Genomic DNA, 14692 nt, shown 5'->3' on the forward strand with positions numbered 1-14692 from the left:
ACCTGATCCGGCGAACCGACCATGTCGTGCTGACGCAGGACTGGCATCCCGCCGGTCACTCCAGCTTTGCTTCCAGCCATCCGGGCGCGCAGCCCTTCACCATGATCGAAATGCCGTACGGCCAGCAGACGCTGTGGCCGGACCACTGTATCCAGGGCAGCCTGGGCTCGGATTTCCATTCCGGCCTCGCCTGGACCAAGGCCGAGCTCGTCATTCGCAAGGGATTTCGGCCTGATATCGACAGCTACTCGGCCTTCTTCGAGAACGACCGCACGACCCAGACCGGCCTTGCCGGCTACCTCCGGGAGCGCGGCATCGACACGCTGACCCTGGTCGGGCTGGCGACCGATTTCTGCGTCGGCTTTTCGGCGCTGGATGCCGTCAGCCAGGGCTTCAAAACCACAGTGCGGCTGGATGCCTGCCGCGGCATCGATCTCAACGGTTCGCTCAATGCCATGCTGCAGCGCATGCGCGACGCCGGCGTGAGGCTCGAAGACCCTTTGTCGGACTGACGGATCGTGAGGCACAAGAGGGGCTTTTTGTGGGTCGCGACGAAAGCGGCAATCGTCGTGGCCGTGCTGTTTCCGGCACAGGCTTTCGGGGCGGAGGAACACGGCCTGCCCGGCGCTTCGATGTCGCTGTGGTGGGCGCTGCCCTTTGCCGGGCTGCTGTTGTCGATCGCCACTGGTCCGCTGCTGTTTCTTCATGTCTGGGAGCATCACTACGGCAAGATCGCGGCCCTTTGGGGCGCTCTGGTGGTCCTGCCGCTGGCGGTCGCCTTCGGTGTCCCCACAGCGACCGAAGCGGTACTGCATGCGTTGCTCACCGAATACATGTCGTTCATCATCCTGCTGTTTGCGCTGTTCACCATTTCCGGCGGCATTCTCCTTGCCGGCAACATTCACGGCACGCCGCTGGTGAATGCCGGCCTGCTGCTGGTCGGCGCGCTGCTGGCCTCGGTGATCGGCACGACCGGTGCCTCGATGATCCTGATCCGGCCGATCATCCGCGCCAACGATAACAGGCCGTTCAACGCCCATGTCGTCATCTTCTTCATCTTCCTGGTGTCCAACATCGGCGGCTCGCTGACGCCGCTTGGCGATCCGCCGCTGTTCGTCGGCTTCCTGCGCGGCGTCGACTTCTTCTGGACGACGACGAACCTCTGGCACGAGACGCTGTTCGTCGGCGGTGTCGTCCTGGGCATTTTTCTGGTGATCGACATCATCCTGCACCGGCGCGAGGCTGGCGCGCCGAAGATCAAGGACCCGACACCGGATACCAAGGTGCGCCTGCGCGGCCTGGCCAACCTTCCGCTCCTGGCGGGGGTGATCGTCGCCATCCTGCTATCGGCGGCTTGGAAGCCGGGCGTCAGCTTCTCCGTGTTCGGCGTCAGCCTGGAACTGCAGAACCTGGTGCGCGACGCCATGATCCTGGCGCTCGCCCTCGTTTCACTTGTCATTTCGCGCAAGGAATACCGCGAGGCCAATGGCTTCAACTGGGGTCCGATAGCAGAGGTGGCCAAATTGTTTGCCGGCATCTTCATCTGCATCGTGCCGGTCATCGCCATCCTCAGGGCAGGCCGTGAGGGTGCGCTGGCGCCGCTGGTGTCGCTTGTGAGTTCTTCCTCCGGCCAGCCCAACGATCTCGCCTATTTCTGGCTGACCGGGGCGCTGTCATCCTTCCTCGACAATGCGCCGACTTATCTGGTGTTCTTCGAGCTTGCCGGCGGTGACCCCCGGCACCTGATGATGGAGTTCGCTTCGACGCTTGCCGCGATCTCGGCCGGCGCCGTGTTCATGGGCGCCAACACCTATATCGGCAATGCGCCGAATTTCATGGTCTACGCCATCGCCCGACATCGCGGCGTGAAGATGCCGGGCTTTTTTGGCTATATGGCATGGTCGGGCCTGGTGCTAATCCCGACATTTTTGATAGCGGGTTTTCTGTTCTTCGGCTGATCAACCCACGCCGACATAACGGCGCACCGCTGACGGATCGGCGCGCAGTTCTTGGACATCGACCGTCTCGCGGTTGCGGCCGTTTTCGACGAAGGCAACGCGGTCGGCGACAGAAAGCACCGCATCGACCCGTTGTTCGACCAGGATGGTCGACACGCCCATGTCACGCAGCGTCGACACCGTCTCGCGGATCTTGGCGATCATCGACGGCATCAGCCCTTCGGTCGGCTCGTCGAGCAATAGCACCTGCGGTTCGAGGCAGAGTGCACGCGCCATCGCCAGCATCTGCTGTTCGCCGCCGGACAGTGTGCCGGAACGCTGCCGCAGCCGCTGGCGCAGCAATGGAAAGAGGTCGAGCACGTTTTCACGCGTCGCCTTGCCTTTGCCGCGCGCCATCAGGCCGATCTCGATGTTTTCCGCCACCGTCATTTCGGCGAACAGTCGCCTTCCCTGCGGCACATAGGCGACGCCGGCCTTGGGCACCTCATGCGCCGGCAGGCCGGTCAACTCCTTGCCATCGAGCCTGATCGAGCCGGCGCTCGAGGGGACCAGCCCCATGATGGCCTTGAGTGTCGTCGTCTTGCCGGCTCCATTGCGGCCGAACAGGCACAGCACCTCGCCTTTGTTCAGCACCAGGTCGAGGCCATAGAGTACCTGGACCTCGCCATAGAAGCAGTCGAGCCCCGAAATGGTGAGTGCTTGAGGCGTGGCCTCGGCCTGGTTTGCCTCGGTCATGGGGCAGTCCCCAAATAGGCTTCCTGCACCGCCGCGTTTTCGCGGATCGCTTCGGGCGTGCCTTCGGCGAGGATCTTGCCGGCATTGAAGACCGTGATGCGGTCGGCCAGTTGCATGACGACAGGCATGTTGTGCTCGATCAGAAGCACGGTGGCGTTCTTGGCGATCTCGCGCACCAGGGTGATGAAATTGTCGATCTCGCTGTCGGCCAGCCCTTGCGTCGGCTCGTCGAGGATCAGCAGGCGCGGCTTCAGCGCCAGGCCCATCGCCACTTCCAGCAGGCGCTGATGGCCGTAGGACAACTGCCCGGCCGGCATGTGGGCGCGATCGGCCAGGCCGGTGCGTTCGAGTGCGGTCATGACAGCGGCCTGTATCGCGCTCCTGGAATGGCTGCCATGCCGCAGCGTCAGTTGCGCGGGCAGCGCGACGTTGGCGTAGACGGACAGGTTGGCATAGACGCTGGTGAGCTGGAAGGTGTAGGCGATCCCCCTGCGGACCCTGACATAGGCAGGCAGATTGGTGATGTCGGCGCCGTCGAAGACGATCATGCCGGCAGACGGCTGGATGCGGCCGCTGACCAGGCTGACGAAGGTGGTCTTCCCCGCTCCATTGGGGCCGATCACGGCGCGGATTTCGCCCGGCATCAAGGAGAAATCCACACGGTCGACGGCACGCAGGCCGCCGAAGTCGCGAGAAAGGCCCTTGGTGGTCAAAAGCGGCATCATGGCAGCCACCCGAGCCAGCGCTGCCTAATGCTGCCCAGAATGCCTTTGGGGAAAAACAGCACAAGCAGGATCAGCGCGATGCCCACAATCAGCAGATAGGCGGAGGTGTAGCCGCTGGTGATATCGATGACATAGTACATGAACAGCGTGCCGATCAGCGGCCCGAGCGTTGTTGCAGCACCGCCCAGCAGCACCCACAGCAGCGGCAGGATCGAATACTGCACCGACGCGAAGCTCGATCCGACATAGCCGAACAGCAGCGCATAGGCGGCACCCGAGCCGGCGCAGATGATGCCGGAGATGACGACGGCGGCGAGCTTGTTGGAGAAAGTGTCGTATCCCAGCATCTTCGTCCGCTCTTCGTTCTCGCGGATGGCGACCAGCACGCGGCCATACCGGGAGCGGACGATGGCCAATGTGACGAGAAGCACGATCGAAAACAGCGCCAGCGCCGTCATGTAGCGAACGGTCGGATTGGTGAGCTCGAGCGACGTCGCGCCGAAGGTGAGCACACGGGCCGGCTGCGGCACGACCATGCCCTGGTCGCCGCCGGTCCACGTCGCGAAGTAGAGGATGAGGAGGTAGAACACTTGCGCGAACATCATGGTGACGATCATGAAGGCGACGCCCGTGGTGCGCAGCGCCAGCAGGCCGATCACGAGTGACACAACAACACCACAGGCAAGCCCGGCGGCGAACGCCGCTGGTACGCTCCAGCCGAGCTGGATGACTGCAAGGCCGGCGCCATAGAGCCCGGCGGCAAAGAACATGGCATGGCCGAGGCTGAGCAGGCCGACATAGCCGAACAGCATGTTGTAGCCCATGGCGAACACCGCCAGCACCATGATGCGGGCGAGCAGGCCGTGATAGTATTCCGGCAGCAGGAAGCTCAGCACGAAAAGCAGCCCGACGACGCCGAGATGCAGGGCATAGGCTTTTACCGGCGAAGCTTCGCTCATCGCGACCTCGTCCCGAACAAGCCTTGCGGACGGAACACCAGCACCATGGCGACCAGCAGCGTGGCGATGATCTTGGCCAGCGTCGGCGAGAAGAACATCGAGATGATGCCGTCGGAGAGACCGATCAGCACGGCGGCGACGACCGTGCCGCGCAGCGAGCCGAGGCCGCCGATGATGACGACGATGAAGGAGAGCAGCAGCGGGTCCTGCCCCATCAGATAATGCGCCTGGCTGATCGGCACGATCAGCACTGCGGCAATGGCCGCCAGCATGGCGCCAAGCGCGAAGACGCCGCCATAGACGCGGCCGACGGGGATGCCGAAGGCCTGCGCCGTCTCGCTGTCATACTGCGTGGCGCGCATGACGAGGCCGATCCTGGTGCGCGTCAGCACCAGCCATGTCGCGGTGAGCAGCAGCGCGGAGGCGGCGATGACAGACAGTTTGTAGCCGGAGTAGCCGAACCACGGCAAAAGGATACGGTAGCTGAACGGCGGCTCCACCGGCCGCGCCTCCGGACCGTAGAAGGTCAGCGCCAGCTGCTGGATGATGTAAAGCATGCCGATGGTGGCGACGATGGTGGCTTCCGGATTGTAGTTGAGCCGGCGCAGCACCAGCCGTTCGGCGACCAGCGCAATGGCGCCGACGATCAGCGGAGCAATCACAAGTGCGGCCAGGAAGCCGAGCGCGGGGTGGCCGCCAATGGCTGTGGTGATCGCCCAGGCGAGCACGGCGCCCAGCATGAAGAACTCACCATGCGCGACATTGACCACCCGCATGACGCCGAACACCAAGGACAGGCCGAGCGCGGTCAGCGCCAGCACGGCTGAGGTGACGAGGCCTTCGAGGGCGGCGAGGAGGAGGTGGGGACCGAAGTGCATGCTACACGCTCAGCGATAGCGCAATCGCGCCCCTGCGGGGGGTGAGGAGTGGTCCGCGCAGCGGACGGAAAGCCAATTGCTTGGCTTTCCGAACGACGAACGCCCGGAGCGACAGCGAAGGGCCGGGTCCGGCAGGACAGAGGGGGGCGGCCTGGCGCTCACGCTTGTGCTGGAGCAGCTCACAGCGCCTGCGTCGTGTAATCCCCTTCGGCCTCGTAAAGTCCGTCCTCGATCTTGGTCTTGTGCACGACCTTGAGCTTGCCGCCTTCGATCTTGGAGATGTTCTGGATGCCAAAGCACTGGTGGATCTTGCCGTTGAAGGTCTTCGGTCCCTGCGGATGTTCCGGACCTTCGGCGAATTCGGTCAGCGCCTCGGTCGCCTCGACCAGCTTGGCGCGGTCTTCCGGTCCCTTGTAGCCGGCGTCCTCCATCGCCTTCTTGACGACGTAGAGCGTTTCCCAGCAGCCGAACATGTGGGCGGCGGTGGAGACGTCCTTGGGGTCGCCGACGGCGGCGCCATTGTCGTCGATGCCGACAGCAGCGCGATAGGCCTTCTGCGCCTCGGAATCATCGGCCTGCGCATAGCGCGGCGAGCCTTCCCAGAAATGGCTGCCATCGAGGAATTCGAGGCCGGGGCTGTTGATGTCGGTGGCTTCGAGCGAATCGATGAAGCCGAACAGTTGCGGCCGGTTGGAGCCGTAGAACTCACCAAGCTCCTTGACGAAGGTGAGCACGGCCGGGCCGACCATGACGTGGTAGATCACCTCGGTCTCGGCCGGGATCTGCGGAAAATACTTGGTGAAGGATGATTCCGTCGGCGGGATGGCGATCTGCGCGATGACCTCGCCGCCTTGCGCCTTCAGCGCCGGCGGCAGGTAGTCGCGGTGGTCGTAGCCGAAGGCGAAATCCGGGAAGATCTGCGTCACCTTCTTGCCGGCGTTAGCCGCGATCCACGGCGCCATCGACTGGATCTGGCTCTTCACGTCGGTGATGCCGGGCTGGAAGACATAGCGGTTCAGCTTGGTCGAGGCGACGTGATGGCCTTCGCTGACGACGAAATAGGGCATCTTGTTTTCGCCGGCGGCGGGCGCCGAGCCGATGACGACATGCGAGAACAGCGTGCCGAAGACGATGTCGGTTTTGTGCTGGGTGGCGAACTTGCCGACCACCTCGGCGCCACGGCCGGGATCGGTGCCGTCATCCTCGATGATCACCTCGACCTGGCGGCCATTGATGCCGCCGGCTGCATTGATCGCCTTGACTGCGGCAGCTGTCGTCTTTTCGTACCAGCGGCCATAGGCAGCGCCGATGCCGGTGCGGTGCGACTGGAAGCCGATCTTGATCGGCGCCGAACTCTGCGCCTGGGAATAGCGGACGAAGCCAGGGGCAAGGCCGAGGCCGGCGCCTGCGGCCAGACCTTTCAGTGCGGTGCGGCGGGTGAGCGTGGATCTGGAGAGATCGAAAAACCCATTCTTGTCAGTCACGGCAGTTCCCCTGTTTTTGAGTTTTGACTGGCTGCAACGAGGCAAAAAATCGCATGTGTACAAACTAAATCACCAAAGCCCCGACGTGGCAAGCGGGCTTTCCCCGAAGGCATGCTGGTCGCCTTTTCTCATCCGACAGTCGGCGTGGCAAGCAACCAGAGGCCGAAGACGGTGTAGGCGATCATCAGCAAGGTAAGCGGGAACTGGCTGAGGGCCGCGCGGGAGGGCTGTGGGTGCAGGCGCCAGGCGAAGCCGTGAGCGACGAGGACGGCGAGCACATGGCCCAGGATGATGGCGCCGGCCTGGATATTCCACAGCCACCACGCAGAGTCCGCCCCCGCAACGATGCCGGCCTCAATCTGCATATCGGCGGTGCCGAACAGGTTCCAGCCCATCGCGAACGGATCGGAAAGTGCCGCAAGCGCATATTGGCCGTCGACGAGCAGCGCCGTCAGATAATGCGCAATGTGATAGGCAAGCGCGATCGGCACGATCGACCACACCAGCTGACCGGCCGCCTGGTTAAGAATGTGGTCGCTGCCGGCAAGACGTTGGCCGAGCCAGACGGCAAGCAGGAACACCGCCGCCAGCAGCGCGAATGTCAGGATCAGCCCGAAAGTGCCGCTGCCGATCAGCGCCGTGCGGCCGGGAAATTCGAGCGGGTTGATGCCGAACAGGCCGAGCCAGAAGAAGGTTTTGGACAGGCCGTCGAAGGACACCGACGACAGCGCAAGCAACAGGAAGGCGATGCCGCTGGGCGGCAACGGTTCGGCGGCAAGCAGCTTGGCGCCGGGCCAGCAGAGCGCGAGCCGGCCGGCGTCGTTGCGCTCGATGGGCGCGAAGCGCGCCACCATGGAGAAGAAGACCGTCAGGAATTCTCCGCCGCGGCTCCAGCCGCGATAGCCGAATGCCAGCATGGCAATGAGGGTGAGCAGCCAATAGAAGCCGGCAGCATATGCCAGCCGCGCCGGATCGTCGGGCGCCGGATCGATGAGTTCGAACCAGGCAAAGGCGAAAAACAGGATGAACGCTGGCCAGCAACCGAGCCATCGGGGAAGCCGCGGTATCCCTTCATCGCCCGCGCGCAAGAGACGTGAGATCAGACGCCAGGGCCCGTACCAGGGATTGAGCCACGACCAGAGGTCGCCGAAGACGCCCTGCAGCAGCGTGAGGCCGGCCCACATCAGTGTCCAGATCAGCAGCGGCAGCGGATTGGAGAGTGGGTCGCGGCTGCCGAACAGGCCGGCGGCAATGAGAATTGCAAAGCCGGCAAAGGATATCAGGCTGATGGCGGCGCGGGCGCTGTCGCCGAAGGTGAACAGCGGCAGGCGTCGGCGCCAGAAGCGGTCAAGCGAAGCCGCCGGCAGCAGCGCCAGGACGAGGAAGCTGATCGCCACGGCGAAAGCGCCTCCAACCAGATAGTAGCCGGTCGGCAACAGCAGGACGTGGCCCTGATCGGAGGCGTGTGCGCAGGCGGGGGCGGGCAATACGAGCGATACGGCTGTAAGCAACAATGCCAACGATAGATGACGGCACCCTGCGGCGCCCCCCTCTGTCCTGCCGGACCCGGCTCTTCGCCGTCGCTCCGGGCGTTCGTCGTTCGGAAAGCCAAGCAATTGGCTTTCCGTCCGCTGCGCGGACCACTCCTCACCCCCCGCAAGGGGGGAGATTGGCAGTTCGCTCGATCGGCGCTTTTCGTTGGGCGTCGAAAATTGGCGAAAGCGGAGATGACGTCCAATCTCCCCCCTTGAGGGGGAGATGTCCGGCAGGACAGAGGGGGGCGCCAGGGAACTCGGCCTATCCAAGAGGCCCACCACCCCTCACACCTTGACCAATTGCTCCACGCGGTCCTTCTCGCCAAAAATCCTGAGATACCGCTCGATCTCTTTCACATCGCCGGTCGCCTTGGCCGGATTGTCCGACAGCTTGACCGCTGGCCTGCCATTGGCCTCGGTGACCTTGCAGACCAGCGATATGGCGTCGAGGCTGTTGGTTTCCGTCGGCGCGCAGCCTTCGAAATCATTGGTCAGATTGGTGCCCCAGCCGAACGACATACGCACCTTGCCCTTGAAGTGGCGATAGGTCTCCTCGATGGTTTCGACCTCGAGCCCGTCGGAGAAGATCAGCAGTTTCTGCTTGGGGTCCTTGCCCTTGTCGCGCCACCAGGACAGGATTTTTTCGCCGCCTTCGATCGGCGGCGCGCTGTCGGGGCGAAAGCCCGTCCAGTCGGCCACCCAGTCCGGCGCATCGCGCAGGAATGAGGCTGTGCCGAAGGCGTCGGGCAGCACGATCAAGAGATTGCCGCCATAGTAGCGCTGCCAGTCCTGCAGCACCTTGTAGGGCGACTGTCTCAGCTCTTTTTCCGAGTCGGCAAGCGCGGCAAACACCATCGGCAGCTCATGTGCGTTGGTGCCGAGCGCTTCGAGGTCGTTGTCCATGGCCAAAAGCACGTTGGAGGTGCCGGTGAGCGCCTCGCCGATGCCTTCCTTCAACGCCTCGACACACCAGCGCTGCCATAGGAAGGAATGGCGCCGGCGCGTGCCGAAGTCCGAGATGCGGATGCCGGGCAGCGCCTTCAGCCGCTCGGTCTTGGCCCACATCTTGGATTTGGCGCGGGCATAGAGCACGTCGAGCGCGAAAGGCCCGAACGCCCGCATCGCCGCGCGAGATCGGAGTTCATTGATGATGGCGAGCGCCGGGATTTCCCACAGCGTGGTGTACATCCACGGCCCGCTGAAGGTCAGTTCATACTGCCCGTCGCACTTCGACAGCTCGTATTCGGGCAGCCGGAAGCCTTCCAGCCAGGCGAGGAATTCCGGTTCGAAGATCTGCTTGCGGCCGTAGAAATTGTTACCGCCGAGCCAGATCATCTCCTTCTTGGAGAAGCGCAAGGTGCGGGCATGGTCGAGTTGTTCGCGCAATTCGCTCTCGTCGATCTCGTCGGCAAGGCGCACCGAGGTCGTGCGGTTGATCAGCGAGAAGGTTGCGTCGACCTTGGGATACATGCCCCAGATCATCTGCAGCATCAAAAGCTTGTAGAAATCCGTGTCGAGCAGGCTGCGCACGATCGGGTCGAGCTTCCAGGTGTGGTTGTAGACGCGCCGCGCAATATCGGTCTTAGCCATGTTTCAACACCGCCTTCGCTGCCTGCCATCCACAATCGCGACAGGCCTCATAGCATCGAATCGGCCGCAACGCTGCCCGCTTTCAGGCTGGCCCGACAAAAAGAGCTGCCTGCATGCGGCGGCGCGCAGCCTGGCATCAGCTTGCGGATTTGCTGCCCATCACCCTGAGCGCCGGACGCTTGCGGCGGCTGACGATGCGGCCGGCCACCGGGGCGTCGGCGCGCCCGTCGTCCCCCGCTTTCTCGGCAAACAGCCAGTCGATGAACACCTGCACGATCGGCGTCGCCCGCATCTCGTTGCGGCAGACGACATAGAAATCGTCGACCGCCGGCACCGACAGGCTGAACGGCGCGACCAGCATGCCCCTGGCCAGCAGCGCGCTTGCCGTCACCGAGTCGCCCAGCGCCACGCCGTGGCCGTGCACCGCCGCCTCGGTCGCCATACGGGCATCGCCGAGGTGATGGCGGCGGCCCCGCTCCAGGTCCAGCGCATCGGCGGCAGCCAGCCAGGTGTGCCACTCGCGGCCGTCATCGCCATGCAGGAAGACATGATCGGCGAGATCCCTGACGCTGCGGATCGGCCGGTTGTTGATCAAGGTCGGGCTGACCACGGGAAACAGTTCGAGGCCCGACCATTTGCGCATCCAGCAATCGGTCCAGCTGCCGTCGCCATAATGCACGCAGACATCGATATTGGGCGCCCGCAAATCCTTGGGATCGTTGGAAGGAATAAGCGTCAGCCTTATGTCGGGATATTGCGCCATGAAACTGCCGAGCCGCGGTGTCATCCACAGCAACAGTAGCGCCGGCACGCAGGAGACCGAAAGTGTGCCGCTGCTCGCCGGCCTTGTCATGCGCTGGGTGGCGGCGGCGATGCCGTCGAACGCGGTCGACACCGCCGGCAGAAGCTCCGCGCCATGCGGTGTCAGCTTGACCCGCTGGCCGACCCGCTCGAACAGCTTGACACCGAGCGACTGCTCGAGCGCCTTGATCTGGTGGCTGACAGCGCCATGCGTGACGTTCAGCTCAGTCGCCGCCTTGGTCAGTGAACCATGGCGAGCCGTTGCCTCGAAGGCGCGCAGCGGATTGAGCGGTGGCAGGCGCTTGGTCATGGTACCACTTTGTTGTGAGATTTTCTCACAGAAAACACCCTAACAATATCAATTGATTTTTCAATGCCACTGCCAGACACTTGAGTTCAGAACAGCATCAAGACATGAAATCTGCAGGCAGCCAGCGGGACAGCGGCCCGGCCGGATGACGGTCGGTTCGCAGGCGTCACCCGCGCCGGCACTGCATCAGCCCAGGAGGAGCGGACATGGGATACGATCGCGGCAAGCTCGATGCGTTGCGTCGCAAATATGGTGAAAGCCATGGCGGCGAGATGTTCGACCCGAAATTCCGCAAGGTCGCCGACAAGATCTTCTCCAAGAGCGGCACGCGGCTGGCGCCCTATTCAGGCATCCCGACCTTTCTTGCCGCGCCCTACCGCGAAATATCGGCCGACAATCCGGATTTCGGCGATTTGCAGGTGGCGATGATCGGCGTGCCGATGGATCTCGGCGTCACCAACCGCCCGGGCTCGCGCTTCGGGCCAAGGGCGTTGCGCGCCATCGAGCGCATCGGGCCCTACAATCACGTGCTGGAATGCGCGCCGACGCATGAGCTCAGGGTCGCCGACATTGGTGACACGCCGTTCCGCAGCCGCTACCGGCTTGAGACCAGCCATGAGGATATCGAGCGCCGCACCAACCAGATCGTCGATGCCGGGGTGATTCCGCTGTCGATCGGCGGCGACCATTCGATCAGCCATCCGGTCCTGAAGGCCGTCGGCAAGAAAGCTCCGGTCGGGTTGATCCATATCGACGCCCACTGCGACACCAGCGGCCTGTTCGACATGACCAAGTTCCACCATGGCGGCCCGTTCCGCAACGCTGTGCTTGACGGCGTGCTCGACCCGACGCGCACGATCCAGATCGGCATCCGCGGCTCGGCCGAATATCTGTGGGAGTTCACCTACGAGTCCGGCATGACCGTGGTGCATGCCGAGGAGGTGACCGGCCTCGGCATTCCGGCGATCATCGAGAAGGCGCGCAAGATCGTCGGCGACGGCCCGACCTATGTCTCCTTCGACATCGACAGCGTCGATCCGGCCTTCGCGCCGGGCACCGGCACGCCGGAGGTCGGCGGGCTGACGACGCGCGAAGTGCTTGAACTCCTGCGCGGCCTCAAAGGTCTCAACATCGTCGGCGGCGACGTCGTCGAGGTGGCGCCGCAATACGACGCCACCACCAACACGGCGCACGCTGCGGCGCAGGTGCTGTTCGAGATACTGAGCCTGATGGTGTTCAGCCCGGCGATAACAGGCAAGGGCGCCTGACGTCTAGAAAAGCAAAGGCAGCCGCCGCGCTGGAGCCGGCGGCCGACCCGAACAAACAAAGCTTCCAGACAGGGGAATGACAATGACAATCCGTAAGACATTTGCCTCCATCGCCGCCGTGCTGATGCTCGGCACGGCCGGTTTCGGCCTCGCAGTTCAGGCCGCTAGCGCCGATGCGCTGGCGGACATCACCAAGGCCGGCACCATCAATGTCGGCGTCTTCGCCGACTTTCCGCCCTTCTCCTCGGCCAGCGCCGACATGAGCCTCAAGGGCTATGACATGGATGTCGCGCAATACATCGCCGATACGCTCAAGGTGAAGCTCAATCCCATCGCCGTCACCGGCCAGAACCGCATCCCGTATCTGAACGATCATCGCGTCGACCTGCTGATGAGCGTCGGCTATTCGAAGGAACGCGAGCAGGTCATCGACTTCGCCGCTGCCTACGCGCCCTACTACATCGCCGTGATCGGTCCGGCAGCGCTTGCCGTCAAAGGCAAGGAAGACCTCGCCGACAAGTCGATCGCCGTCAATCGCGGCACGCTGGAAGACACCTCGCTCACCGAGGCAGCACCGGCATCGGCCGACATAAAGCGCTTCGACAACTACAATTCGGTGATCCAGGCCTTCATCTCCGGCCAGACGCAGCTGATGGTCGTCGGCAACGACGTCGGCGCGCAGGTGCTGGCCAAGCAGGACGCACTGAAGCCGGAGCAGAAGTTCCAGCTTCTGACCTCGCCCTCGCATATCGGCCTCAACAAGAACGAAGACGGCCTGAAGAAGGCCGTCAACGATGCGGTCGCCAAGATGCTGGCCGACGGCAAGCTGGACGAAAGCTCGAAAGCCTGGCTGAAGACGCCGCTCAATCCCGACAATCTCAAGGATTGAGTTTCCGTGGCCTTTGCCTGGCTCCCGGGTGCCCTGGGCGACATCGCGCATGGCGCGGCCACGACGATCCTGCTGATCGCCGTGACCACGCTGGCCGGAACGCTGCTCAGCATCCTGGGTGCCGCGGGGCGGCGAAACGGCCCGGTGCTGCTCAAGCGGGCAATCGCCTGCTATGTCGAGGTGATGCGCAACACGCCGTTCCTGGTGCAGTTGTTCTTCATCTTCTTCGGGCTGCCCAGCCTGGGCGTCCGGCTCGACCCGCTCCTGGCCGCGATGCTGGCGATGACGCTCAACATGGCGGCCTACACCATCGAGATCGTCGGCGCCGGGCTTGACGCCGTGCCCGGCGGGCAGACGGAAGCAGCGCTGGCCCTTGGGCTGCGGCCACGCCAGGTGTTCGTCAAGATCGTGCTGCCGCAGGCGCTCAAGATCATCTACCCCGCGCTCACCAGCCAGATCGTCATCATGATGCTGGAGTCCGCCGTCGTGTCGCAGATCGCCGTGCGTGAGCTGACCTACGAGGCCGACATGCTGCAGGCACGCACCTTCCGCTCCTTCGAGACCTATTTCGTCGTGACGCTGGTCTATCTCGCTCTGTCGATGGCCTTGCGCCGGCTGCTGGTGTCAGGCGGGCGCCGCGCGCTCGGAGCCGGTGTGTCATGATCGAGTTCACCTTCTGGGACATCGTGCGCAACCTACTGCTCGCCGCCCGCTGGACGGTGCTGCTATCGCTGGCCGCCTTTATCGGCGGCGGCATCGTCGGCATGATCGTGCTGTTCTTCAGGATCGCTGAGAACAAATGGAGCCGGCGTGTCGCCTCCGGCTACATCGCCCTGTTCCAGGGGACGCCGCTCTTGATGCAGCTGTTCCTGATGTTCTTCGGCCTGCCGATGCTTGGTCTGCGCATCGAGCCGTGGACCGCGGCGGCGCTCGGCCTCACCTTCTTCGCCAGCGCCTATCTCGCCGAGATCTGGCGCTCCGGCGTCGCGGCGCTACCCCTCGGTCAATGGGACGCCGGTGCCAGCCTCGGCCTGCACTATCTGCAGGAACTCAGGCTGATCATCCTGCCGCAGGCGTTTTCGATCACCCGCGCACCCACGGTCGGCTTCCTGGTGCAGCTGATCAAATCGACGGCGCTCACCTCGATCATCGGCTTCGAGGAGCTGGTGCGGACCTCCAACGCCATCAACAATGCGACCTTCGAACCGTTCAAGGTATACGGGCTGGTGGCGCTGATCTTCTTCGTCATGTGCTTTCCGCTGACGCAATACGCCCGCAGGCTCGAGAAACAGGCGGCTGCTCGCTGACGCGCCAAGGCAGCGCCCGATTTCAGACCGGCAACCCAAGCTGCTTGCGCAGGCTCTTGTCGAATGCGGATGCGGGGACGAAACGGCGCAGGAAACGGACCTGGCGCGCCATTTTCCCCGCCGCATAGCGTTTCTTCGGCGCGGGATCGGTCGCTGCTGCCAGAATGGTCTTGGCGACCACTTCGGGCGCATCGCCTTTTTCCATCGATTTCCGAACGGACATAGTCATGCCAGCGCGCGCGGAATCATAGAT

14 protein-coding genes and 1 pseudogene are annotated in these 14692 nt (G+C 63.7%); 6 read left to right on the forward strand and 9 right to left on the reverse strand.

Going from position 1 to position 14692, the window contains the following annotated elements:
- Both EN932_RS13690 and EN932_RS13695 read left to right on the forward strand, forming a co-directional pair.
- On the forward strand, nt 1-512 hold a 512-nt coding region (locus EN932_RS13690; protein ID WP_164890479.1), incomplete at its 5' end, for a nicotinamidase.
- Nucleotides 513-539: 27 nt separating this feature from the next.
- Nucleotides 540-1958, forward strand: a complete 1419-nt coding sequence (locus EN932_RS13695; protein ID WP_127369371.1) for a sodium:proton antiporter — start codon at nt 540-542, stop codon at nt 1956-1958.
- On the opposite strand, the gene EN932_RS13700 is transcribed toward EN932_RS13695, so the two are convergent.
- The 8 genes from EN932_RS13700 to gcvA form a co-directional block, all read right to left on the reverse strand.
- The gene (locus EN932_RS13700; RefSeq protein WP_024502064.1) at nt 1959-2693 is read right to left on the reverse strand and encodes an ABC transporter ATP-binding protein; all 735 of its coding nucleotides are present in this window, start codon (nt 2691-2693) and stop codon (nt 1959-1961) included.
- Nucleotides 2690-3418 (reverse strand): ABC transporter ATP-binding protein, encoded by a 729-nt coding sequence (locus EN932_RS13705; protein WP_063169740.1) that lies wholly within the window; start codon nt 3416-3418, stop codon nt 2690-2692. The genes EN932_RS13700 and EN932_RS13705 overlap by 4 nt, the downstream gene beginning before the upstream one ends.
- Nucleotides 3415-4377 carry a branched-chain amino acid ABC transporter permease gene (locus EN932_RS13710; protein WP_128337847.1) on the reverse strand — a complete coding sequence of 321 codons (963 nt, stop codon included), beginning with the start codon at nt 4375-4377 and terminating at the stop codon, nt 3415-3417. The genes EN932_RS13705 and EN932_RS13710 overlap by 4 nt, the downstream gene beginning before the upstream one ends.
- Entirely contained in the window at nt 4374-5255 is an 882-nt protein-coding gene (locus tag EN932_RS13715; protein WP_013528443.1) for a branched-chain amino acid ABC transporter permease, read from the reverse strand. Before EN932_RS13715 ends, EN932_RS13710 begins: the two co-directional genes overlap by 4 nt.
- Before the next feature lie 179 nt (nt 5256-5434).
- The gene (locus EN932_RS13720) at nt 5435-6739 is read right to left on the reverse strand and encodes an ABC transporter substrate-binding protein (protein WP_013528442.1); all 1305 of its coding nucleotides are present in this window, start codon (nt 6737-6739) and stop codon (nt 5435-5437) included.
- A gap of 128 nt (nt 6740-6867) precedes the next feature.
- The gene (locus EN932_RS13725; RefSeq protein ID WP_128336927.1) at nt 6868-8259 is read right to left on the reverse strand and encodes a hypothetical protein; all 1392 of its coding nucleotides are present in this window, start codon (nt 8257-8259) and stop codon (nt 6868-6870) included.
- A 300-nt stretch (nt 8260-8559) separates the two neighbouring features.
- Nucleotides 8560-9864: a nicotinate phosphoribosyltransferase gene (gene pncB / locus EN932_RS13730; RefSeq protein ID WP_128368867.1), complete on the reverse strand. Its 1305-nt coding sequence runs from the start codon at nt 9862-9864 to the stop codon at nt 8560-8562.
- A gap of 136 nt (nt 9865-10000) precedes the next feature.
- Nucleotides 10001-10975, reverse strand: coding sequence for a transcriptional regulator GcvA (gene gcvA, locus EN932_RS13735; protein WP_127384822.1), 975 nt, complete (start codon nt 10973-10975; stop codon nt 10001-10003).
- A 206-nt stretch (nt 10976-11181) separates the two neighbouring features.
- Between gcvA and speB the strand changes: the two genes are divergently transcribed.
- The 4 genes from speB (at nt 11182) to EN932_RS13755 (ending at nt 14439) form a co-directional block, all read left to right on the forward strand.
- Nucleotides 11182-12243 (forward strand): agmatinase, encoded by a 1062-nt coding sequence (gene speB / locus EN932_RS13740; RefSeq protein WP_127370311.1) that lies wholly within the window; start codon nt 11182-11184, stop codon nt 12241-12243.
- Nucleotides 12244-12325: 82 nt separating this feature from the next.
- A complete protein-coding gene (locus EN932_RS13745; protein ID WP_013528437.1) occupies nt 12326-13132 on the forward strand; it encodes a transporter substrate-binding domain-containing protein in 807 nt (268 codons plus the stop codon).
- Nucleotides 13133-13138: 6 nt separating this feature from the next.
- Complete coding sequence (locus EN932_RS13750; RefSeq protein ID WP_027161086.1) at nt 13139-13795, forward strand: amino acid ABC transporter permease; 657 nt, start codon at nt 13139-13141, stop codon at nt 13793-13795.
- Nucleotides 13792-14439 (forward strand): amino acid ABC transporter permease, encoded by a 648-nt coding sequence (locus EN932_RS13755; protein WP_024502056.1) that lies wholly within the window; start codon nt 13792-13794, stop codon nt 14437-14439. Before EN932_RS13750 ends, EN932_RS13755 begins: the two co-directional genes overlap by 4 nt.
- A gap of 22 nt (nt 14440-14461) precedes the next feature.
- Here the strand turns inward: EN932_RS13755 and EN932_RS13760 are convergent.
- A pseudogene (locus EN932_RS13760) lies at nt 14462-14692 on the reverse strand (short-chain dehydrogenase/reductase); the annotation flags it as partial.

Origin of the sequence: Mesorhizobium sp. M7A.F.Ca.US.002.01.1.1, from assembly GCF_004022955.1 — a bacterium.
Lineage (GTDB): Bacteria > Pseudomonadota > Alphaproteobacteria > Rhizobiales > Rhizobiaceae > Mesorhizobium > Mesorhizobium ciceri.